This window comes from Streptomyces sp. NPDC006326, assembly GCF_040612915.1.
Taxonomy (GTDB): Bacteria; Actinomycetota; Actinomycetes; order Streptomycetales; family Streptomycetaceae; genus Streptomyces.
Map to the genome: position 1 here is coordinate 275916 of NZ_JBEXRC010000002.1, position 20413 is coordinate 296328.

Below are 20413 nucleotides of genomic sequence, written 5' to 3' on the forward strand. Positions count from 1 at the left end.
GATCAGATCCATGACAGCAATCGAGCGGTCCCGCACTGTGGCGGTCGTCGGCGCCGGCACCATGGGCCAGGGCATCGCCCAGGTGGCCCTCCTCGCAGGTCACCGGGTGCTGATCTACGACATCAACGCCGCGCTCGCCGCCGACGGCGTCGGCATCGTCCAGGACCGCGTCGAGCGGATGGCCGCGAAGGGCCGCCTCGATCCCGCAGAGGCCGAGGACGCGGTCGGCCGGATCGGTTCGGCGCACGCGCTCGCCGATCTCGCCGACGCCGCCCTCGTGATCGAGGCCGTCGTAGAGGACGCCGGCGTCAAGCGTGCGCTCTTCGCCGCCCTCGAAGAGGTGGTGGCGCCCGAGGCCCTGCTGGCCACGAACACCTCCTCCCTGTCGGTGACCGAGCTCGCCGCGGGCCTGGGACACCCCGGCCGCTTCCTCGGCCTGCACTTCTTCAACCCGGCCCCGCTGCTCCCCCTCGTCGAGGTGGTCAGTGGTTTCGCGACCGACCCGGCCGCCGCCGACCTGGCGTACCGCACCGTGCTGGGCTGGGGGAAGACGCCGGTCCGCTGCGCCGACACCCCCGGTTTCATCGTCAACCGGATCGCCCGCCCCTTCTACGCCGAGGCCTTCGCGGTCTACGAGGAGCAGGGCGCCGACCCGGCCACCATCGACGCCGTGCTCCGCGAGTGCGGCGGCTTCAAGATGGGCCCATTCGCCCTGACCGACCTGATCGGCCAGGACGTCAACGAGGCCGTGACCCGCTCGGTGTGGGAGTCCTTCTTCCGCAGCCCGAAGTTCACGCCGTCCCTCGCGCAGCGCCGGCTGGTCCAGTCGGGCCGCCTCGGCCGCAAGTCGGGACACGGCTGGTTCCCGTACGGGCCGGACGCCGCGGCGCCGGCCCCGCACACCGCGGGTCCGGAGGAAGCCCCCGGCAAGGTGACGGTCGTCGGCGACCTCGGACCGGCCGCCGGACTGGTCGAGCTGCTGGAGGAGGCCGGGATCGCGGTCACCACCACCGAGCACGGGGGCCCGTACATCCAGCTGCCCGGGGAGGGCCAGCTCGTCCTCGCGGACGGCAAGACCTCGATCGAATTCGCCGACGTCGTCTACTTCGACCTCGCGCTCGACTACCGCGGCGCCACCCGCATCGCGCTGTCCGCCGGGGCGGACACCAGCGAGCGGACCCTCGCCGAGGCCGTCGGCCTCTTCCAGAAGCTCGGCAAGCAGGTCTCCGTCATCGGCGACGTGCCCGGCATGATCGTGGCGCGTACCGTCGCCATGCTGATCGACCTGACCGCCGACGCCGTCGCACGGGGCGTGGCGAGCGCCGAGGACATCGACACGGCGATGCGGCTCGGCGTGAACTACCCGCTGGGCCCGTCCGAATGGCACGGCCGGCTCGGCCGCGACTGGGCCTACGACCTGCTCCACCACCTCGACGAGCGCTGCCCGGGCGGCCGCTACGCGCCCTCGCTGGCGCTGTTCAAGCTCGGCTACGCGGAGGACGGCCAGGACGCGGACGAGGGGGAGGACACGGAATGACCACCGCCAAGCGGGACACGTACACCCCGGAGACGCTGCTGTCCGTGGCGGTCCAGGTCTTCAACGAGCGCGGCTACGACGGCACGTCCATGGAGCACCTCTCCAAGGCGGCGGGCATCTCCAAGTCCTCGATCTACCACCACGTCGCGGGCAAGGAGGAGCTCCTCCAGCGGGCCGTCAGCCGCGCGCTGGACGGCCTCTTCGCGGTGCTAGAGGAGCCCGGCGCGGTCCGCGGCCGGGCCGTCGAGCGGGTGGAGTACGTCACCCGGCGCACGGTCGAGGTGCTGGTCGCGGAGCTCCCGTACGTGACGCTGCTGCTGCGCGTGCGCGGCAACACGCGCACCGAGCGCTGGGCCCTGGAGCGCCGCCGCGAGTTCGACCACCAGGTCGCCGACCTCCTCAAGGCCGCCGCAGCCGAGGGCGACCTCCGCGCGGACGTGGACATCCGCCTCGCCACCCGCCTGCTGTTCGGCATGGTGAACTCCCTGGTCGAGTGGTACCGCCCGCACCCCGGCACGAGCCCGGACCAACTGGCCGACACCATCGTCCACATGGCCTTCGACGGTCTGCGCCGCACGGCGGCGTAGCCGTCCGGGCCGGGCCCGCGGCGATCGACCGAAAAAGTGTCCGAACAACCCCCGCGCGGCGGGTAGGCTGGGCCCACTCGTTCCTGAGCACGTTCAAAAATGAAAATGGGGGGGCCGGTGCGCAATCGCCGTCTCGTACTTTCCGCCGTCGCCGTGGTCACCGCGACCGGCATCGGCATGGGCCTGGTCGCGGGCACGGCCCAGGCGGCCGGCCCGGCGGCACCGGGAACCAAGGGGGTGTCGGCTCCCGCGACGGACCTGTCCGCGCTCGGTGGGGCCGACGTCAAGACCTTCCACAGCCCGAAGGAGCACTCGGTCCGCAAGGCGCTGCCGGCGGCCCAGGGCAAGGCGGCTGCCACCGCCCAGGGTGTGGACGCGGCCGCGGGCAACCCGGACCTGGGCCTCGTCCTCGACGCCCAGAGCATCTCCGCGCACGGCGTCGAGGTGCGGTCCCAGGTCCTCAGCTCCCCGGGCGCCACGCTCCACGTCACCTACGACTGGGGCGACGGGACCACCGACGCCACGAACGCCTCCCCCGGCCTGGAGGTGTCGTTCAAGCACAGCTACGCCGAGCTCGGCGCGTACAACGTCAAGGTCACCGTGACGGACGTCGCGAACCAGGCCGAGGTCGTCAACACGCTCCCGCTGTCCACGGTCGGCTCGGAGTTCACCCCGTACGCGCCGACCCGCCTCCTCGACACCCGGGACGGCATCGGAGCCCCGCGGGGGTACGTCGCCCCGTACACCTCGGTCAAGCTCCAGGTCGGCGGAAACGGCAAGATCCCCGCCGGGGTCACCGCCGTGGCCCTCAACGTCACCGTCACCAACACCGCAACCCCCGGGCACGTCACGGCGTTCCCCGGCGGCGGCACGCGTCCGACCACCTCGAACCTGAACTTCGAGGCCGGCCAGACCGTCCCGAACATGGTCGTCGTCCCGGTCGGCAAGGACGGCACCGTCGAGCTGTACAACGGCAGCTGGAAGTCGGTGGACCTGATCGCCGACGCCACGGGCTACTTCACCCGCACCGCGGCCAGCGGTTACACGCCGATGACCCCGGTCCGCGCCGTGGACACCCGCTCCGGCCTGGGCGCGCCTGCGCGCCAGGTCGCGGGCCGCAGCTCGATCGGCGTCCAGCTCGGCGGCTCGTACGTTCCCGAGCGGGCGACCGCCGTGGCGCTGAACGTGACGGTCACCAATCCGCGCGAGGACGGCCACCTGACGGCCTACCCGAGCGGCCAGCAGGCCCCGAACACCTCGAACGTGAACTTCCGGGCCGGCCAGACCGTCGCCAACTCGGTGATCGTCCCGCTCGGCTCCGACGGGCGGATCAACGTCTTCAACGGCGCCTGGGCCGGTGCCGACGTCATCGTCGACGTCGTCGGCTACTACAGCCCGGACAGCGCGGGCTCCTTCATGTCGGTGGCCCCGCACCGGATGCTCGACACCCGCTCCTGGGGCTACGGGCCGATGTACGCCCGCGGCTACATCTGGATGCCCATCTCCCACGGGGAGGAGGGCATCGCGGGCTACGTCCTCAACACCACGGTGACCAACACCAAGGACAGCGGCTTCCTGTCGGTCGCCCCCGACTCGAACACCCCGGACCAGTACGACAACGGCACCGAGGTCCCGCTGACCCGGCCCACCTCGTCCACCCTGAACTGGACGGCGGGCAAGACGGTCCCCAACCTGGTCCAGGCGAGCTCCGGCGGCGTCAACGGCGTCGTCGACTTCTGGAACCAGAGCTTCAACACCACCGACCTCATCGTCGACATCTTCGGGTACTACGAGACGAAGTGATCCACCGCTGAGTGCTCCCTGCGGGGTGAGTGCTCCGTGCGGCGCGAGCCTCCGTGCGGGGCGAGTGCTCCCTGAAGCGCCCCGGGAACGGCCCTGCCAGGCCGTCCCCGGGGCGTTTCGCGTTACTCCTCGGCGATCCCCGGGGCCCCCGCCGGGGACCCCGGGGCCAGCAGGTCGGTCTCCTCGAAGACCAGGAGGGTGCGCGTCGAGAGGACCTCCGGGATGGACTGGAGGCGGGTCAGGACCAGCTCCCGAAGGCTGCGGTTGTCCGGCGTGTGGACCAGCAGGAGGACGTCGAAATCGCCGCTGACCAGGGCGATGTGCGCCGCGCCCGGGAGCTCGCTGAGCTTCTCGCGGACCGTGCGCCAGGAGTTCTGGACGATCTTGAGTGTGATGTACGCGGAGGCGCCCTGGCCTGCCCGTTCGTGGTTGATGCGGGCCGTGAAGCCGCGGATCACCCCGTCGTCGATCAGCCGGTTGATACGGGCGTACGCGTTGGCGCGCGAGACGTGGACCTGCTCCGCCACCGAGCGTATGGACGCCCGGCCGTCCGCCTGCAGCAGTCGCATGATGGAACGGTCGATGGGGTCCAGGGGACGGGGCGGCACCTGTGGGACCGCGCCGGCGCCTCCCGGGCCCGCCGGTGCGCTACCGGCGGTAGCTCCCGCCGCGGCCATTTGTTCATCCGACATGGGCCACTGCCTCACTCTCCTGGACGTCCTGCATCCATCCCAGGGCCCCGGGGCCACTTTGTCCACAGCCTGGAGCCGCCTGTAGCCAAATTGCGCAGACAACCGAACAATCGGTTGGTGAGGGGCCTCACATCCGGGGTACCCCCTGCCCGCTTCCCACGAGGAGGTGCACGCCGCCATGACGGTCCAAGAGCTGCCCGGTGCCGGTGCGTCCCACCGCTCCACCCCGCCGCCCGCCTGGAGGCCCCGTACGGACGCCGCGCCGCTGCTCCCGGACCCCGAGCCGTACCGGGTGCTGGGCACTCCGGCCGCCGACGGGCTCGACCCCGAGCTGATGCGCCGCTGCTACGCCGAGCTGGTGCGCGGCCGCCGCTACAACGCCCAGGCCACCGCCCTCACCCGGCAGGGCCGGCTCGCGGTGTACCCCTCGACCGTCGGCCAGGAGGCCTGCGAGATCGCGGCCGCCCTGGTCCTGGAGGAGCAGGACTGGCTCTTCCCGAGCTACCGCGACACCCTCGCGGCCGTGGCGCGCGGACTCGACCCCGTCCAGGCGCTGACCCTGCTGCGCGGCGACTGGCACACCGGCTACGACCCGCACGAGCACCGCATCGCCCCGCTGTGCACCCCGCTCGCCACCCAGCTGCCGCACGCGGTGGGCCTGGCCCACGCGGCCCGGCTGCGCGGTGACGACGTGGTCGCCCTCGCCCTGGTGGGCGACGGCGGGACGAGCGAGGGCGACTTCCACGAGGCGCTGAACTTCGCGGCCGTCTGGCAGGCCCCCGTCGTCTTCCTCGTCCAGAACAACGGCTTCGCGATCTCGGTCCCGCTGGCCAAGCAGACCGCCGCCCCGACCCTCGCCCACAAGGCCGTCGGGTACGGGATGCCCGGGCGCCTCGTCGACGGCAACGACATCGCCGCCGTGCACGAGGTGCTGTCCGAGGCGGTGCGGCGGGCCCGGGCCGGCGGCGGACCGACGCTGATCGAGGCCGTCACCTACCGCATCGAGGCCCACACCAACGCCGACGACGCCACCCGCTACCGCGGCGACGCCGAGGTCGAGGCCTGGAAGGCGCACGACCCGGTGGACCTGCTGGAGCGCGAGCTGACCGCGCGCGGGCTGCTGGACGCGGAGGGCATACGGGCGGCCAAGGACGCCGCCGAGGAGATGGCGGCGACCTTGCGGGAACGGATGAACGCGGAGCCGGTCCTCAACCCGATGGACCTGTTCGAGAACGTGTACGCGCAGCAGACGGAGCGACTGCGCGAGCAGGCCGGGATGCTGCGGGCCGAGCTGGAGGCCGAAGCGGCCGAAGCGGAGGAGCAGTCGTGACGACGGTGGCGGCGAAGTCCGCGGTGAAGGCGGCGGCGAAGCCCGCGACGATGGCGCAGGCGCTCGGCCGGGCCATGCGGGACGCGATGGCCGAGGACCCGGCGGTCCACGTGATGGGCGAGGACGTCGGGACGCTGGGCGGGGTCTTCCGGATCACGGACGGCCTCGCGAAGGAGTTCGGCGAGGACCGCTGCACGGACACGCCGCTCGCGGAGGCCGGCATCCTCGGCACCGCGGTGGGCATGGCCATGTACGGGCTGCGGCCCGTCGTGGAGATGCAGTTCGACGCGTTCGCGTACCCGGCGTTCGAGCAGCTGATCTCGCACGTGGCGCGGATGCGCAACCGCACGCGGGGCGCCATGCCGCTGCCGATCACCATCCGCGTGCCGTACGGCGGCGGGATCGGCGGGGTGGAGCACCACAGCGACTCCTCCGAGGCGTACTACGTGGCCACGCCCGGCCTGCACGTGGTGACCCCGGCGACGGTCGAGGACGCCTACGGGCTGCTGCGCGCGTCGATCGCCAGCGACGACCCGGTCGTCTTCCTGGAGCCGAAGCGGCTGTACTGGTCGAAGGCGGACTGGAACCCTGAGGCGCCGGCCACCGTGCCGGGCATCGGGAAGGCGGTGGTCCGGCGGACCGGCACGAGCGCGACCCTGATCACGTACGGGCCCTCGCTGCCCGTGTGCCTGGAGGCGGCGGAGGCGGCGCGCGAGGAGGGCTGGGACCTGGAGGTCGTGGACCTGCGCTCGCTGGTCCCGTTCGACGAGGAGACCGTCGTGGCGTCCGTACGGCGTACGGGGCGCGCGGTGGTGGTGCACGAGGCGAACGGCTTCGCCGGACCGGGCGCGGAGATCGCCGCCCGCATCCAGGAGAAGTGCTTCCACCACCTGGAGGCGCCGGTGCTGCGGGTGACGGGCTTCGACATCCCGTACCCGCCGCCGATGCTGGAGAAGCACCACCTGCCCGGCGTCGACCGGATCCTGGACACCGTGGCCCGCCTGCAGTGGGAGAACTGATGCCCCAGGTAATGGAGTTCAAGCTCCCCGACCTCGGGGAGGGCCTGACCGAGGCCGAGATCGTCCGCTGGCTGGTCGCGGTGGGCGATGTCGTCGCCGTCGACCAGCCGGTGGTCGAGGTCGAGACGGCCAAGGCGATGGTGGAGGTTCCGTGCCCCTACGGCGGTGTGGTCACCGCCCGCTTCGGGGAGGAGGGCACGGAACTCCCCGTCGGAGCACCGCTGATCACGGTGGCGGTGGGGGCCGGGGCCCAGCCGGGGTCGCCCGCCCCGGAGGAGAGCGAGCGTTCGGGGTCGGGCAACGTGCTGGTCGGCTACGGCACCGACCACTCCCGCACGGCGCGTCGGAGGCGGGTGCGACCGGGCTCCGCCGCGCCGGTTCCTGCTCCGGCGGCGGTCGCGGCGCCGGTCGCCGCTGCCGTCGCCGCGGCCGCAGCCGTGCCCGTGGCCGCCGGGCCGGTGCCGGTGATCTCGCCGCTGGTGCGCAAGCTGGCGCGGGACCACGGGATCGACCTGCGCGGGCTGCGCGGCTCGGGGCCCGAGGGCCTGATCCTGCGGGCGGACGTCGAAGCGGCGCTGCGGGCGCCGCAGCAGGAGCCGCAGCCGGTCGCCGCCGCTCCGGCCGCCTCGGTGGCCGGCGGCGAGCGGATCCCGCTCAAGGGGCTGCGCGGCGCGGTGGCCGAGAAGCTCTCGCGCAGCCGGCGGGAGATCCCGGACGCCACGTGCTGGGTCGACGCGGACGCCACCGAGCTGATGGCGGCGCGGGCCGCGATGAACGCCGCGGGCGGGCCCAAGGTCTCGGTGCTGGCACTGCTGGCCCGGATCTGCACGGCGGCGCTCGCGCGCTACCCGGAGCTCAACTCGACCGTGGACCTGGCGGCGAACGAGATCGTCCGGCTGCCCGCCGTCCACCTCGGCTTCGCGGCGCAGACCGAGCGGGGGCTGGTGGTGCCGGTGGTCCGCGACGCCCACGTGCGCAGCGCCGAGTCCCTGTCGGCGGAGTTCGCCCGCCTGACCGAGGTGGCGAGGGCCGGGAAGCTGGCTCCGGCGGATCTGACCGGCGGCACGTTCACCCTGAACAACTACGGGGTGTTCGGGGTCGACGGCTCCACGCCGATCATCAACCACCCGGAGGCGGCCATGCTCGGCGTGGGCCGCATCGTGGCCAAGCCGTGGGTCCACGGGGGCGAGCTGGCGGTGCGCCAGGTGGTCCAGTTGTCGCTCACCTTCGACCACCGGGTCTGCGACGGCGGTACGGCGGGCGGCTTCCTGCGCTACGTCGCGGACTGCGTGGAGTCTCCTGCGGTGCTGCTGCGTTCGCTGTGACCGTCCCCGCCGGCGCCGGAAGGCGCCGGCGGGAGCCGGGGCGGGGTCCAGTCCGCGTGGCGCAGGATCGCGCGGACCGTGGCTCCCGAGGGGGCCAGGCGCAGGGCCCCGTTCCGCAGGGAGACCGCCAGCGGGTGGCTGAGCCGGTGCCCCATCCGCCCGGCCAGGCGGGCCGCCCGGGCCACGGCCTGGGTACGCGGCCGCCGTACGGCGTCGTAGCGCAGCAGGGCCGTCTCGACGTCCGGGCCCGCCGCCAGCTCGGCCGCCAGGACCACCGCGTCCTCCAGGGCCTGGCACGCGCCCTGCCCCAGGTTCGGCGTCATCGCGTGTGCGGCGTCGCCCAGCAGCGCCACCCGGCCGACGGCGTACGAGGGCAGCGGGCTCACCAGCTCGTGGACGTCGTGGTGCAGGACGTCCTCGGACCGGGTGGCGGCCAGCAGCCGGGCCGTCGACTCGTGCCAGCCCGCGAAGCGGCGCCTCAGGAAGGCCAGGGGGTCCGGGTGGCGCACTCCCGCCGGGGCCGCCAGGACCGCGTGCCATTCCGCGCGGCCGTCGGGGAACCCGATGTGCCCGAATTCCGCGCCGGGGCCCCAGGTGAGCGCGAAGTCCGCGTCCAGGGCCAGCGGTTCGGCGGTGATGGCGCGCAGCACCGTGGAACCGCTGTAGACGGGTCCGGGGTGGTCCGGGAAGAGCCGGGTGCGGATCGCGCTGCGCACTCCGTCGGCCGCGACCACCAGGTCGGTGCCGGCCGCGTCCGGTGAGCCCGTCACTCCGGTGCGCAGGCAGTGCGGTGGCAGCGCCCGTCGCAGCAGTCGGTGGAGCTGCGCCCGCGGGATGCCGGTCACGGGGACGCCGAGGGCGCGTTCCAGCGCGGCGCCGTCCATGCGGGACAGCCACCGCCCGTCCGGGGTGCGGGTGCCGCCGGTGTACTGGGGGTGGGCGGCCCGGCGTACGGCCTCGCCCAGACCCAGTGCCTCCAGTGCCCGGATCCCGTTGGCGGCGAGCGAGATGCCGGCTCCCGCGTCCTCCAGGACGGCGGACCGCTCCACCACCGTGACCTGCCAGCCGGTGCGGTGCAGGGCGATCGCGGCCGCGAGGCCGCCGATCCCCCCGCCGATCACCAGGGCCGTCCTGCCGTCGCTGCTGCGGCTGTCCGTGCCGCCGTTCCCGCCGCTGTCCGTGCCGCGGTTCCTGCCCATGGCGGGACCCCCTCTTTCTACACCTGTAGAAGCCTCGGGGCGCAGCGTACTCCTGACCTTCTACAGGTGTAGAAAGAGGGGGTGAGCGAAGAACGACGGACCGTCCTGGCCGATGCCGCCATCGAGGTACTGGCCGCCTCCGGCATGCGCGGGCTGACCCATCGGGCCGTGGACCGGGCCGCCGGCCTGCCCGCGGGCACCACCTCGGCCTACCTGCGGACCCGCTCCGCCCTCCTGACGGCGCTGGTGCGCCGCCTCGTCGCCCGGGACCAGGCCGAACTGCAGGAGGCCGGCGAACGCATGCCGTTCCCGCGCACACCCGCCGAACTGACCGACGCCCTGGAAGGGCTGACGGTGGCCCGGCTCACGGGCGAGGGGCGCGTGCGCTCGCTGGCCCGCTACGCCTGCGCCCTGGAGAGCGTCCGGGACCCGGAGCTGCGGGAGATCCTCGTCCCGCGCGAGAACGCCGGACGGGAGCTGGCCCGGGCCTTCCTCGCCGCGCACGGGGTGCCCGATCCGGAGGTCCGCACCCGCAGCCTGCTGGCATGTGTGGACGGCCTGGTCCTCGACCACCTGCCGACGGGCACCCCGGTCCCCCGGGATGCCCTGGAGGGGCTCGTCGCCGCCGCACTCAGGCGGTGAGCGGCCAGGCAGTGAGCGGCAGGTGGCCAGGTGGCCAGGTGGTCAGGTGGTCAGCTGTCAGGTGGTCAGCAGGATCTTGCCCACGTGCGTTCCGGCCTCCATGATGCGGTGCGCCTCGGCCGCCTCCCGCATCGGCAGGACCGCGTGCACCACCGGGCGGACCACCCCCGCCGACAGCAGGGGCCACACGTGCTCCCGTACGGCCGCGACGATGGCCGCCTTCTCCTCCAGCGGCCGCGCCCGCAGCGAGGTCGCCGTGATCGCCGCCCGCTTCGACAGCAGGGCACCCAGGTTCAGTTCGGCCTTGACGCCGCCCTGGAGGCCGATCACCGCGAGCCGGCCGTTGACGGCCAGCGCGTCCAGGTTCCGCGCCAGGTACTTGGCGCCGATGATGTCCAGGATCACGTCCGCCCCGGCGCCGTCCGTCGCGGCCTTGACCTCCGCCACGAAGTCCTGCTCGCGGTAGTCGACGAGGACGTCCGCGCCCAGCTCCTTGCAGCGGGCCAGCTTCTGCGGATCTCCGGCCGTCACCGCCACCTTCGCGCCGACGGCCTTCGCCAGCTGGATGGCCATGGTGCCGATCCCGCTGGAGCCGCCGTGCACGAGCAGCGTCTCACCGGGGCGCAGGTGGGACACCATGAAGACGTTGGACCACACCGTGCAGGCCACCTCCGGCAGCGAAGCCGCCGTCGCCAGGTCGACCCCGGCCGGAACCGGCAGCAGCTGGCCCGCGGGAACGGCCACCCGCTCCGCGTACCCGCCGCCGGACAGCAGCGCGCACACCTCGTCGCCGACCGCCCAGCCCGATACGCCCGGTCCAACCGCGGTGATCCGCCCGGAACACTCCAGGCCGGGATGGGGCGAGGCGCCGGGGGGCGGATCGTAGAACCCCTGGCGCTGGAGCAGGTCGGCCCGGTTGACGGCGCCGGCCACGACGTCGACGAGCACCTCGCCCTCGCCGGCCACCGGATCGGGTACCTCGGCCCAGACGAGGGCCTCGGGGCCGCCGGGCTGTTCGATGGTGATCGCATGCATGGCCCGGAGGGTACGCCAACCGCGCCGTCAGGACATGGCTAGGCCCGACCCCGCCCCGTCGGCGGTTCGCCCACGGGGGCCCGGACGATGGTGATGAGACGGTCCGTCAGCTGGAGCGGGCCGGCGTGCGGATCGTCGTAGCCCAGCAGCCGGTGGCCGCGGAGCACGCTCACCACCAGGTCGTCGGTTTCCCGCACCCCCCGGCCCGCCTCGGACTTCTTCACGGGCCGCTCGATCAGGTCCAGCCCGCTGCCCTGCTGGATCAGGTCCTCCATCACGGTGCCGGCGCTGGGGCTCAGCACCGACAGGCCCAGCAGACGGCCCGCCGCGCTCGCGCTCGTGATGACCGCGTCCGCGCCCGACTGGCGCAGCAGCGGCGCGTTCTCCTCCTCGCGGACCGCGGCGACGATCTTCGCGCCGCGGTTGAGCTGCCGGGCCGTCAGCGTGACCAGGACCGCCGTGTCGTCCCGCTGAGTGGCGATGACGATCTGCCGGGCCCGCTGCACCTCGGCGCGGAGCAGCACTTCGGAGCGGGTGGCATCACCGACCACCCCCGTGAATCCCTCCGCGGCGGCCGAGTCGATCACGTTGGCGCTGGGGTCCACGATGACGGCCTGGTCCTTGGCGAGGCCGGTGGCCAGCAGCGTCTGGAGGGCCGAGCGGCCCTTGGTGCCGAAGCCGACCACGACCGTGTGCTCGCGCAAGTTCTTCCTCCAGCGGTTCAGCCGCCACTCTTCCCGGGTCTTCTCCGTCAGGACTTCCAGGGTGGTGCCGACCAGGATGATCAGGAACACCACGCGCAGCGGGGTCACCAGCAGGATGTTGACCAGCCGCGCGCTGTCGCTGTGCGGGACGACGTCGCCGTAGCCGGTGGTGGAGAGCGTGACGGTCGCGTAGTAGACGCAGTCGAGCAGGTCGACGGTGTCGTCGGCGTTGTCGTGGTAGCCGTCCCGGTCCAGCCAGACGATCAGGACCGTCAGGAACAGCACGAACAGCGCCATCAGCAGGCGCTCGGCGACCTGCTTCAGCGGTCTTTTGACGATGCGCTTGGGCAGCGTGACGCGACGGGAGACCAGCTTCTCGTCCTGGCCCCGGGCCATCGCGTCCTGGCCGGGCAGTTTCACGTGAAACATCCCCCCGCGACCCAGGGCAGGTCGAGGATCTCCAGGTCCTGCCCGGATCGCGCGCCGTGGGGGGGTACGACGGCCAGCGCGTCGGCGGCGGCGATCCCGCGCAGCATGGCCGGGCCGTGGTAGCGCAGGGGTACGGCGTGCTCGTCGGTCAGCACCACCGGGACCAGCCGGGTGTCGTACGGGTGGCCGGGTACGTCGTCCCGGACCGGGGCCGTGTACCGGGGGCGTCGGCGGCGGCCCGCGAGGGCGCGCAGCAGGGGCTCGGCAAGGGTGAGCAGTCCGGAGACGGCGGCGAGCGGGTTGCCGGGCAGGCCCACCAGGTGGCGGCCCTCGGCGCGGTCCCCGAGCCGGGCCAGCAGCATGGGATGGCCGGGGCGTACGGCGACCCCGTCGACGAGCAGCTCGGCACCGGCCCGCAGCAGGACGGGGTGGACGTGGTCGACGGGGCCGGAGGCGGTGCCGCCGGTGGTGATGACCAGGTCGGCGTCGGAGCCGGTGACGGCGTCCAGCAGGGCCTGGGCCCCTGCGGGGTCGTCCCCGAGCCGCCGGGTGCCGGTGACCTCGGCGCCGAGCCGGTCCAGCCACGGGCCGAGCATGGGGCTCAGGGCGTCCCGGATCAGCCCGTCGTGCGGGCGGCCTTCGGTGAGCAGCTCGTCCCCCAGCACCAGGATCTCGACCCGGGGCCGGGGCCGGGTGGTGAGCTCGTCGTACCCGGCGGCCGCGGCGAGCCCGAGGACGGCCGGGGTGACGAGGGAGCCCGGCGGCAGCAGCAGGTCGCCGGAGCGGCACTCCTGGCCGCGCGGCCGGATGTCCTGGCCGGTGAGGACGGGCCGCTCCGCGTAGAGCTGGGTACCGGACTCGCGGGAGTGCTCGGTGCGGATCACGGCGGTGGTGTCGCCGGGGATCCGGGCCCCGGTGGCGATCCGTACGGCCTGGCCGTCGGCGAGCGGCTCGGGGCGCTCGGAGCCGGCCAGCACGTCCTCGCCGGGACGGACGGTCCAGGGGCCCGGTCCGGCCACGGCCCAGCCGTCCATGGCGGAGGTGTCGAAGGACGGCAGGTCGGTGAGGGCCTCCAGGGGATCGGTCAGCACCTCTCCCAGCGCGGCGGCGAGGGGGACCCGGTGGCTGCGGGGCCGGACGCCGGAACCGGCGCGGACGGCGGTCTCCCGCGCCTGGGACCAGGCGGTGGCGGGGTGGCCGCTGCCCAGGCCCCCGCCCACGCCGCCGCCTGCGGCCGGGCCGAAGCGGGGGTCGCGGCTGACGAGGGCCAGGGCTTCGTCCAGGGCGTGGTCGGCGGCGTCGGTGGGGGGCATCCGGGTCATCCTGGGGGGTTGTCGTCGGTGCCGGTGCCGGTGCCGGTGCCGGTGCCGGTGCCCGGGCCGGCGTCGGGCCCGGCTTCGGCCGCCCAGCGCAGGGCGAGCTCGGCGGCCTTGCGGGAGGCCTCGGCGACGGCGGCGGCGGGGTCGGCGCCGGTGGCTTCGGCGTGGGCCGCCGCGTAACCGACGAGGAAGGTGGTCAGCGGGGCGGCGGGCCGGGCGACGCCGTGGGCGGCGTCACGGGCGAGATCGAGCAGGGTCTTGGTGTCGACCGGGAGGTCGATCCCGAGCTCGGTCTTGACGGCGGTGATCCATTGGTCCAGCACGGTTCCATGCTCTCTGATCCTGGCGCGGGCGGAGGCGAGATCCTCCCAGGTGTCGCAGTCGAAGGAGGCGAGTGGCGCAGTGTCCGTCACCTTGGCCAGGTCCAGCTCGGCGGTGAGGGAGCGTAGGGGGAGGCCGTACAGGCTGCCGTGCTCGGTGGCGAGGAGGGCGATCTCGCGGCGCAGGGACTCGGCGCGGTAGGCGGCGACGAGGGGCTGGTCGCGGCCGGTGGGATCGCGGAGCAGGGCTCCGTCGGCTCCGTCGGCCGGGGGCGCGGCGAGAAGGGCGCGGACCGTGTTCCGGTCGAGGAAGGGAAGGTCGGCGGAGAGGACGAGGACCCGGTCGGCGGTGGTGCCGCGCAGGCCGGCGGCCAGGGCGGCGAGGGGGCCGGAGCCGGGCGGGTCCTCCACGGTCCAGCGGACCGGGCGGGCCGTCGGGCGGCGCCGGCCGACGACGACGGTGGTCGCGGCGTCGGAGCAGGCGTCGAGGACGCGGTCGAGGAGGGTGCGGCCGCCCACGCGGAGGCCGGGCTTGTCCGCCCCGCCGAGGCGCTGCGCGGCGCCGCCTGCGAGGACGATCGCGTCGTAGCTCATACCCCCGAGTATGCGATGTCCCCTCGCGGCGGCCGGACTTGCCCGGCCGCCGCCGGGAGGCTCCGCCCGGGCCGCGGGCAAAGAGGTGCCCCGCCGCTCGGCGGCGGGGCGGGAAGGATCAGAGGTACGGGCCGGAGCGGATGGCGCCGTGGGCTTCCTCGTCGTCCGTCGGTGCGCCCGGCGGGAGGGCGCGGCGCATCTGTTCCAGCTGGGCCCGCGCCGCCATCTGCTGCGCGAACAGGGCGGTCTGGATGCCGTGGAAGAGGCCCTCCAGCCAGCCCACCAACTGGGCCTGCGCGATGCGCAGTTCCGCCTCGGACGGAATGGCCTCCTCCGTGAACGGGAGGGAGAGGCGTTCCAGTTCCTCCACGAGCTCGGGGGCCAGGCCGTCCTCCAGCTCCTTCACCGAGGCGGCATGGATGTCCTTGAGACGGACCCGGCTGGCCTCGTCCAGAGGTGCGGCGCGCACCTCTTCAAGAAGTTGCTTGATCATGCTGCCGATCCGCATGACCTTGGCGGGCTGTTCGACCATCTCCGTCACCGGGACCTCGCGCGACTCGTCATCGGCGCCGCCGACCGCCGTCCCGTCCTGTCCCACGATCAGGACGTGCGGGGGACTGTCCTGCGACCGTTCACTCCTCGGCATCTCCATGCCGGTCATTGTCTCGCACACCTTCGTACTCACACGGTGTGCCCCCGTACAGGCGTGATCCAACCTGTACGGGGGCGTGAACAGCGAGTGACCGTCAGGCCGCCGCGCGGCGGGCCAGCGCGCCGCCCGACCGGGTGACCAGGGCGGCCAGCAGGGCCGCTCCCAGCGGGACCAGGACCAGCAGGGCGCCGAAGGTCTCCCACGGCAGGGCGATCGGCACGTACAGCACGTCGTCGGGGCCCCCGGCCGTCTCCAGGAGGTGGGCCTGCTCGCGGCGCTGGACGAGCCGCAGTCCCACCGCGGGCAGGATGCCGGCCAGGGTGCCCAGGACGACGCCCATCAGGGCCACCACCCCGCACTGGAAGCCGCTGAGCGTGCGCCGTACCCGGGGCGCGGCGCCGACCGCCGCCAGGGTCTTCAGGTCGGCCTCGGCGTCGGCCTGGGCGAGCCCGGTGGCGATGCCGGCCGCGCCGATGGTGACCAGTCCCGCGAAGAGCGTGAGGGCCGTCATGGCGATGCCGTCCTGGCCCTGGTAGCCGGCCTCGACGGTGACGGGGGCCTCCACGCCGATCTGGTCGATCCGGCCTTCGAGCCGCTGCCGCTGCTCGCTGGTGGCCTTGCCGTCCAGGGTGAAGTACGAGCCGAACGGCAGGGTGGACAGGCCCGCATTCCTGGCCGCGGCGGGCGGCAGGACCAGCGCGATGCCGTAGCCCTCGGCGGTGTCGGGCGCCTGGTGGACGGGGAAGACCTTGTCCTCGCCGGGCGGGTCCACGCCGGGTTCGCGGCCGAGGGCCTCCTTGTTGGAGATCAGCCGCAGGGTGACCTTGTCGTCCTTCACGTTGCGCTTGTCGAAGGAGACGGCCTTGCCGGCCTTCAGGGCGGACACCGCTCCCGGGTCGGTGACCGCGAGCACCGTCAGCAGCTTTTCGTCGGCGACGACGGTGTCGTGGCGCGTGGCGTGCCGGTTCATCCGGCACCGCCAGTCCATGCGCAGTTCCCGGGCCTGCTCCGGGCTGAAGGAGGCGGGCCCGTTCTTCGCCTCGTAGAGCGGGCAGCGCTGGTCCTTGGGCTGGATGATCTCGGCCCGGCCGCAGCCGTCGTCGGTGGAGTACGTCTCGCATCCGGCCTTGCCGACCGAGATGTAGTCCACGTCCGCCCGGACCGCGACCGGCAGTTCCCGGTTCAGGGCCTCCCGCACGGCGGGCACGTCCTTGTGGCGTCCGCTCTCCTGGAGCGCCACCACCCCGGCCCCCTCGGGGAGTTCGGCCACGTAGTCGTGGCGGGCCTGGAGTTCCGAGCTGTGCGCGTACGTGGCCACCGCGACGGTTCCGGCGACGGCGGCCAGCACGGCGGCCACGGCAGGCGCCGTACGGCCCCGGTTGCGCACGGCGTCGCGCAGCGCGAGCCGCGGCGACAGCGGCAGCCAGCGCCCGAGCCGGCCGAACAGGCCGACCAGCACCGGGGTGAGGGCGACGATGCCCAGCTCGGCGAGGGCGCTGCCGCCCGCGACCACCGTGGCACCCATCCGCGAGGCCGTGCCGTACAGGGCGATCGCGGCGCCGAGGCCCAGGGCGAGCAGTCCGATGACGGGCAGGACCCGGTTGGCCCGGCGGACGCCGCGGCGGCCGGTCAGCGAGGCCAGCACGGTCTGCCGGGAGGCGGTGACGGCGGGGGCGACGGCGGCCAGCAGGCCGGTGACCACGGCGAGCAGCGCGATGCCGAGGATTTCCAGCGGGCGGAACTCGAAGCCGCCGAAGCGCTTCCCGAGGGACTCCTCCAGCACCGGCCGCAGTCCCACGGTGAGCGCGACGCCGATGACGGTGCCGCTGACGGCGGACGCCGCTCCGATCACCAGGCCGCCGGAGAGCACGACGGCCCGGATGTGGCGCCGGTCGCCGCCGTTGGCGCCGACCAGGCCGAGCTGGCGGCGCGAGCGCCGGGCGCCGACCGCGAAGGCCGGTCCGGCCAGGAGGCAGATCTCCAGCATCGCGAGGCCGACGACGGTGGCCAGGACGGCCAGCTCGGTGACCGGCAGCCCGTCGTCCGGGACGTAGTAGCCCAGCTCCTTCTGCTGGGCCAGGTACGGCACGTCGGCGTCGGCCGGCGGGTGGAGGCGCACGGCGCGGGAGGCGACCACCACGCTCTTGGCGTTGGCCTCCTTGACCATGTTCCACGTGAAACCGTCGCCGCCGACCTTCACGAGGTAGGTGTCCTCGGCGACCACGCCGGGTACGCCCGCGTCCCGCAGGGCCTTGTCCAGCGGTGTGAGGAGCGTCCCGGGCGGGGCGAGGACCTCGGTCTTCTTCAGCTCGGAGGGCAGTTCGTAGGCGCCCACGATCCGGTACCAGGTGTTCGAGCCGCGGGCGCGGAACTCGGAGCCCACGAAGAAGCCGGATTCCTCCAGGAAGGCGGTGGTGGCGAGGACCTCGCCCGCTTCCACCGGCAGCCGCCCGCGCTTGACGGTGATCATGCCCTCGACCAGGGGGTTCGCCGCGTCGATCTCGCGCAGCTCGGTGTCGAGCAGACCGTACTTGGTGCGGATCTTGGCGTGGGCGGTGCTGTCCTTGAGGTACTCGGCGCCGGCCGGGAGCGCCGCGGTCAGGGCCCGCGGATCGGCCTCCTTGGCGGGGTCGTACGCGTCGTAGCCGCCGACGGGCGTGAAGTTCCCGCCCTCCCGGTCCTGGTAGACGGGCATGCCCATGCCCGAGTCGCGCAGCCGGGCGTCGGCGGCGCCGATCTGCCGGGTGACGGCCTGCCGGGGGGAGAGCTCCGCGCTGCGCAGGGTGAGGTCGGCGGCGCTCACCCCGACGATCGGCAGGGCGATCATCGCGAGGACGAGGGCGCTGCGGCCCTTGGCGCGCCAGGCGTCGCGGCGGGCTATCCGGATGGCCGCGATCCATGCGTGGTACGGGGATTTCACTGGCCGGCCGCCTGCCCGGTGAGCAGCGAGTCGGCCTGGCTGCGCAGGGTCTCGTCGACGACGCTGCCGTCGCGCAGGAAGACCACGCGGTCGGCCCAGGCGGCGAAACGCGGCTCGTGGGTCACGAGGATTCCGGCGGCGCCGGCGTCGCAGCGTGCGCGCAGCAGGCCGAGGACGGACTCCCCGGTCTCGGAGTCGAGGGCGCCGGTGGGTTCGTCGGCGAGCACCAGGCGGCGGTCGCCGACGAGGGCCCGGGCGATGGCCACGCGCTGCTGCTGGCCGCCGGACATCTCGTCGGGGAAGCGGTTGGCGAGCTCCCCGAGGCCCATCTCCTCCAGGGCGGCGAGGGCGGAGATGCGGGCCTTGCGGGCGGACACCCCGTCGAGTTCCCGGGGCAGGGCCACGTTCTCGGCGGCGGTGAGGGCCGGGATGAGGTTGTAGTCCTGGAAGACGTACCCGATGCTGCGGCGGCGCAGCGCGGCCAGTTGCCTGCGGCTCACGGTGGTGATGTCGGTGCCTTCGACGACGACGTGCCCGCTGGTGGGGGTGTCGAGGCCGCCGGCCAGGGTGAGCAGGGTGGACTTCCCGGAGCCCGAGGGCCCCATGACGGCGACGAGTTCGCCGGCGTGGACGGAGAGGTCGATGCCGCGCAGGGCGTGCACCTCGGTGGCGCCGCTGCCGTGGGTGCGGACGAGCCGGTCGAGCCGGAGAACGGGCTCGCCGTGGGCGGGTGCGGACTGCGGGTCAGGCATGGGGTCCCCCCTGGGACGGTGGTGTCGTCAGCTCCGGTGCGTGCGGGCGGCGCGGAGCTGCGGTGCTGTTCCGGCGTCCGTGCCGGTGCCCGCGTCGGCACGGGTTCCGGTACCGGTTGCGGTGGTGTCGGTGGCCTGGGGCGGTGCGGGATCGGCTCGCCGGCCGGCCTGCAGGGCGAGCCGGACGAGCCGGGACTCGGAGTGGTCGAGCCAGCGCGCCTCGGCCTCGGTCTGGAAGATCAGCTGTTCGACGACCAGCAGCCAGGCCACGTCGTCGCGTTCGCTGGACTGCCCGCTCTCGATCGCGGCGAGCGCCTGTGCCTTGAGCCGGGTGTAGTCCTGCATCGCCCGGATCGTGGCGTGCCGCTGGGCCTGGATGACGGCGCGGATGTCCACGCCCGGGGCGCCCACCGCCATGGCGAGCTTGATGGCCAGCTCGTCGCGGGGCGGGTTGGTGCGGTCGACGGGGCGCTCGTACCACTGGTGCAATTCGGCGCGCCCGCTGTCGGTGATGGCGTAGAGGGTGTGCCCGGCGGCGTCTTCGCCGTCGGGCGCGACGAGGCCGTCGCGTTCGAGCCGGGCGAGGGTGGTGTACACCTGCCCGACGTTGAGCGGCCAGGTGGAGCCGGTGCGGGATTCGAACTCGGTGCGCAGCTGGGAGCCGTACCGAGGACCCCGTTCCAGCAGGGCGAGAAGGCCGTGACGGATCGACATACTCAGTATGTATACCGAGTATGTCGATCAGTGCAACCATCCCTGGGCGTACGCCGGAAGGGGGATGCCGCGCCCGCCGGACCGGACCGCGGGGCTCGCGGCCGCGGTCACGCCCCTCTGCGCAGGCGCACTCCGAGGTAGCCCAGACCGACCCCCATCAGGGCGAATCCGGTGCCGAGCGGCAGGAGGTGGGCGGCCAGGTCGGCGGCCCGCTCGTTGGGGCCGGTGCCCAGGGCGGTGACGGTCTGCGGGGGGCTCGGGGCGATCCGCGGCAGCGGGGTCTGCGGGCGGGGGCGCTGGTGCGGGAGCGGGCGGGCCGGCACGGGGCGGGAGACGATCAGCGACTCCGGGTTCGCCGGCTCGGCCTCGGGCCGCCCCGGGTGCTTGCGGCCGACGCCGGCGACGCTCCCGGCCAGCTCCCCCCAGGCCTCGTGGGGGACGTCGGCGACGGAGTCGGGTCGGGCGGGGCCGGGGGTCGCGGCCTCGGGAGCCGCGGCCGGGGGGCGCACGGGAGCCGTCGCCCGGGCGGGCGGGGCGGCGTACGAGGAGGAGGCCGGCACCAGCGCCGCGGCGGCCAGGGCGGCCCCGGCCAGCCAGCGCTGTGCCCGCAGGCGTTGAGACACGGGGAGCCCCTCCCGTCCCTGGGGGTGCCCCCGCACGGAGTCCGGGGGAGACCGAGATGTTTCGCTCAGGTTCACATGGTGGGGCAAAAGCGGCATCCCGGGCGGCCCATCAGGGCTGCCCGGGATGCCGGTGTGTCGTGGGGGCGAGGGCTCGCCCGGCTCGCGGAGCCGGCCCGCCCGGCGGTCGTACCGCCGTACCGCCGTACCGCCGTACCGC

General features: G+C 74.0%; 18 protein-coding genes. 7 read left to right on the forward strand and 11 right to left on the reverse strand.

Going from position 1 to position 20413, the window contains the following annotated elements:
* The first annotated feature begins 10 nt into the window (after positions 1-10).
* The 3 genes from ABZ128_RS02970 to ABZ128_RS02980 all read left to right on the forward strand — a co-directional run bounded on the left by ABZ128_RS02970 (position 11) and on the right by ABZ128_RS02980 (position 3927).
* Entirely contained in the window at positions 11-1537 is a 1527-nt protein-coding gene (locus ABZ128_RS02970) for a 3-hydroxyacyl-CoA dehydrogenase (protein ID WP_356845682.1), read from the forward strand.
* A complete protein-coding gene (locus ABZ128_RS02975; protein WP_356845683.1) occupies positions 1534-2124 on the forward strand; it encodes a TetR/AcrR family transcriptional regulator in 591 nt (196 codons plus the stop codon). Before ABZ128_RS02970 ends, ABZ128_RS02975 begins: the two co-directional genes overlap by 4 nt.
* 117 nt (positions 2125-2241) lie before the next feature.
* Positions 2242-3927: a PKD domain-containing protein gene (locus ABZ128_RS02980; protein WP_356845684.1), complete on the forward strand. Its 1686-nt coding sequence runs from the start codon at positions 2242-2244 to the stop codon at positions 3925-3927.
* A gap of 122 nt (positions 3928-4049) precedes the next feature.
* Here the strand turns inward: ABZ128_RS02980 and ABZ128_RS02985 are convergent, their stop codons facing one another.
* A complete protein-coding gene (locus tag ABZ128_RS02985; RefSeq protein ID WP_356845723.1) occupies positions 4050-4604 on the reverse strand; it encodes an Lrp/AsnC family transcriptional regulator in 555 nt (184 codons plus the stop codon).
* A 193-nt stretch (positions 4605-4797) separates the two neighbouring features.
* Between ABZ128_RS02985 and pdhA the strand changes: the two genes are divergently transcribed.
* Genes pdhA through ABZ128_RS03000 form a run of 3 tightly spaced genes read left to right on the forward strand, consistent with a single transcriptional unit; the run spans position 4798 to position 8293 of the window.
* Positions 4798-5949: a pyruvate dehydrogenase (acetyl-transferring) E1 component subunit alpha gene (gene pdhA / locus ABZ128_RS02990; RefSeq protein WP_356845685.1), complete on the forward strand. Its 1152-nt coding sequence runs from the start codon at positions 4798-4800 to the stop codon at positions 5947-5949.
* A gap of 50 nt (positions 5950-5999) precedes the next feature.
* Entirely contained in the window at positions 6000-6968 is a 969-nt protein-coding gene (locus tag ABZ128_RS02995) for an alpha-ketoacid dehydrogenase subunit beta (RefSeq protein WP_356845724.1), read from the forward strand.
* Entirely contained in the window at positions 6968-8293 is a 1326-nt protein-coding gene (locus ABZ128_RS03000; RefSeq protein ID WP_356845686.1) for a dihydrolipoamide acetyltransferase family protein, read from the forward strand. The genes ABZ128_RS02995 and ABZ128_RS03000 overlap by 1 nt, the downstream gene beginning before the upstream one ends.
* On the opposite strand, the gene ABZ128_RS03005 is transcribed toward ABZ128_RS03000, so the two are convergent.
* Positions 8242-9492 carry an FAD-dependent monooxygenase gene (locus tag ABZ128_RS03005; RefSeq protein WP_356845687.1) on the reverse strand — a complete coding sequence of 417 codons (1251 nt, stop codon included), beginning with the start codon at positions 9490-9492 and terminating at the stop codon, positions 8242-8244. The genes ABZ128_RS03000 and ABZ128_RS03005 overlap by 52 nt on opposite strands.
* An 81-nt stretch (positions 9493-9573) precedes the next feature.
* Between ABZ128_RS03005 and ABZ128_RS03010 the strand changes: the two genes are divergently transcribed.
* Positions 9574-10134, forward strand: coding sequence for a TetR family transcriptional regulator C-terminal domain-containing protein (locus ABZ128_RS03010; protein WP_356845688.1), 561 nt, complete (start codon positions 9574-9576; stop codon positions 10132-10134).
* Positions 10135-10191: 57 nt separating this feature from the next.
* On the opposite strand, the gene ABZ128_RS03015 is transcribed toward ABZ128_RS03010, so the two are convergent.
* The 9 genes from ABZ128_RS03015 to ABZ128_RS03055 form a co-directional block, all read right to left on the reverse strand.
* On the reverse strand, positions 10192-11169 hold the full coding sequence (locus ABZ128_RS03015) for an NAD(P)H-quinone oxidoreductase (RefSeq protein ID WP_356845689.1): 978 nt from the start codon (positions 11167-11169) through the stop codon (positions 10192-10194).
* Positions 11170-11207: 38 nt separating this feature from the next.
* Positions 11208-12302, reverse strand: a complete 1095-nt coding sequence (locus tag ABZ128_RS03020) for a potassium channel family protein (protein ID WP_356845690.1) — start codon at positions 12300-12302, stop codon at positions 11208-11210.
* Entirely contained in the window at positions 12290-13624 is a 1335-nt protein-coding gene (locus ABZ128_RS03025; RefSeq protein ID WP_356845691.1) for a molybdopterin molybdotransferase MoeA, read from the reverse strand. The genes ABZ128_RS03020 and ABZ128_RS03025 overlap by 13 nt, the downstream gene beginning before the upstream one ends.
* Positions 13621-14535, reverse strand: a complete 915-nt coding sequence (locus tag ABZ128_RS03030; RefSeq protein ID WP_356845692.1) for an NTP transferase domain-containing protein — start codon at positions 14533-14535, stop codon at positions 13621-13623. Before ABZ128_RS03030 ends, ABZ128_RS03025 begins: the two co-directional genes overlap by 4 nt.
* 118 nt (positions 14536-14653) lie before the next feature.
* Positions 14654-15187 (reverse strand): bacterial proteasome activator family protein, encoded by a 534-nt coding sequence (locus ABZ128_RS03035; RefSeq protein ID WP_356845693.1) that lies wholly within the window; start codon positions 15185-15187, stop codon positions 14654-14656.
* Positions 15188-15281: 94 nt separating this feature from the next.
* Entirely contained in the window at positions 15282-18107 is a 2826-nt protein-coding gene (locus ABZ128_RS03040; RefSeq protein ID WP_356845694.1) for an ABC transporter permease, read from the reverse strand.
* Positions 18104-18859 (reverse strand): ABC transporter ATP-binding protein, encoded by a 756-nt coding sequence (locus ABZ128_RS03045; protein ID WP_356845695.1) that lies wholly within the window; start codon positions 18857-18859, stop codon positions 18104-18106. Before ABZ128_RS03045 ends, ABZ128_RS03040 begins: the two co-directional genes overlap by 4 nt.
* 27 nt (positions 18860-18886) lie before the next feature.
* Positions 18887-19573, reverse strand: coding sequence for a PadR family transcriptional regulator (locus ABZ128_RS03050; RefSeq protein ID WP_356845696.1), 687 nt, complete (start codon positions 19571-19573; stop codon positions 18887-18889).
* A gap of 107 nt (positions 19574-19680) precedes the next feature.
* A complete protein-coding gene (locus ABZ128_RS03055) occupies positions 19681-20196 on the reverse strand; it encodes a hypothetical protein (protein ID WP_356845697.1) in 516 nt (171 codons plus the stop codon).
* Between the last annotated feature and the right edge of the window lie 217 nt (positions 20197-20413).

Excerpts from the sequence above, each read along its gene's own strand:
- ABZ128_RS03005 (WP_356845687.1), bottom strand. The coding sequence starts at position 9,492 with ATGGGCAGGAACCGCGGCACGGACAGCGGCGGGAACGGCGGCACGGAC.
- ABZ128_RS03025 (WP_356845691.1), bottom strand. The coding sequence starts at position 13,624 with ATGACCCGGATGCCCCCCACCGACGCCGCCGACCACGCCCTGGACGAA.
- ABZ128_RS02985 (WP_356845723.1), bottom strand. The coding sequence starts at position 4,604 with ATGGCCGCGGCGGGAGCTACCGCCGGTAGCGCACCGGCGGGCCCGGGA.
- ABZ128_RS03015 (WP_356845689.1), bottom strand. The coding sequence starts at position 11,169 with ATGCATGCGATCACCATCGAACAGCCCGGCGGCCCCGAGGCCCTCGTC.
- ABZ128_RS02995 (WP_356845724.1), top strand. The coding sequence starts at position 6,000 with ATGGCGCAGGCGCTCGGCCGGGCCATGCGGGACGCGATGGCCGAGGAC.
- ABZ128_RS02975 (WP_356845683.1), top strand. The coding sequence starts at position 1,534 with ATGACCACCGCCAAGCGGGACACGTACACCCCGGAGACGCTGCTGTCC.
- ABZ128_RS03050 (WP_356845696.1), bottom strand. The coding sequence starts at position 19,573 with ATGTCGATCCGTCACGGCCTTCTCGCCCTGCTGGAACGGGGTCCTCGG.
- ABZ128_RS03020 (WP_356845690.1), bottom strand. The coding sequence starts at position 12,302 with ATGTTTCACGTGAAACTGCCCGGCCAGGACGCGATGGCCCGGGGCCAG.
- ABZ128_RS03035 (WP_356845693.1), bottom strand. The coding sequence starts at position 15,187 with ATGGAGATGCCGAGGAGTGAACGGTCGCAGGACAGTCCCCCGCACGTC.
- ABZ128_RS03030 (WP_356845692.1), bottom strand. The coding sequence starts at position 14,535 with ATGAGCTACGACGCGATCGTCCTCGCAGGCGGCGCCGCGCAGCGCCTC.
- ABZ128_RS02970 (WP_356845682.1), top strand. The coding sequence starts at position 11 with ATGACAGCAATCGAGCGGTCCCGCACTGTGGCGGTCGTCGGCGCCGGC.
- ABZ128_RS03000 (WP_356845686.1), top strand. The coding sequence starts at position 6,968 with ATGCCCCAGGTAATGGAGTTCAAGCTCCCCGACCTCGGGGAGGGCCTG.
- pdhA (WP_356845685.1), top strand. The coding sequence starts at position 4,798 with ATGACGGTCCAAGAGCTGCCCGGTGCCGGTGCGTCCCACCGCTCCACC.
- ABZ128_RS03045 (WP_356845695.1), bottom strand. The coding sequence starts at position 18,859 with ATGCCTGACCCGCAGTCCGCACCCGCCCACGGCGAGCCCGTTCTCCGG.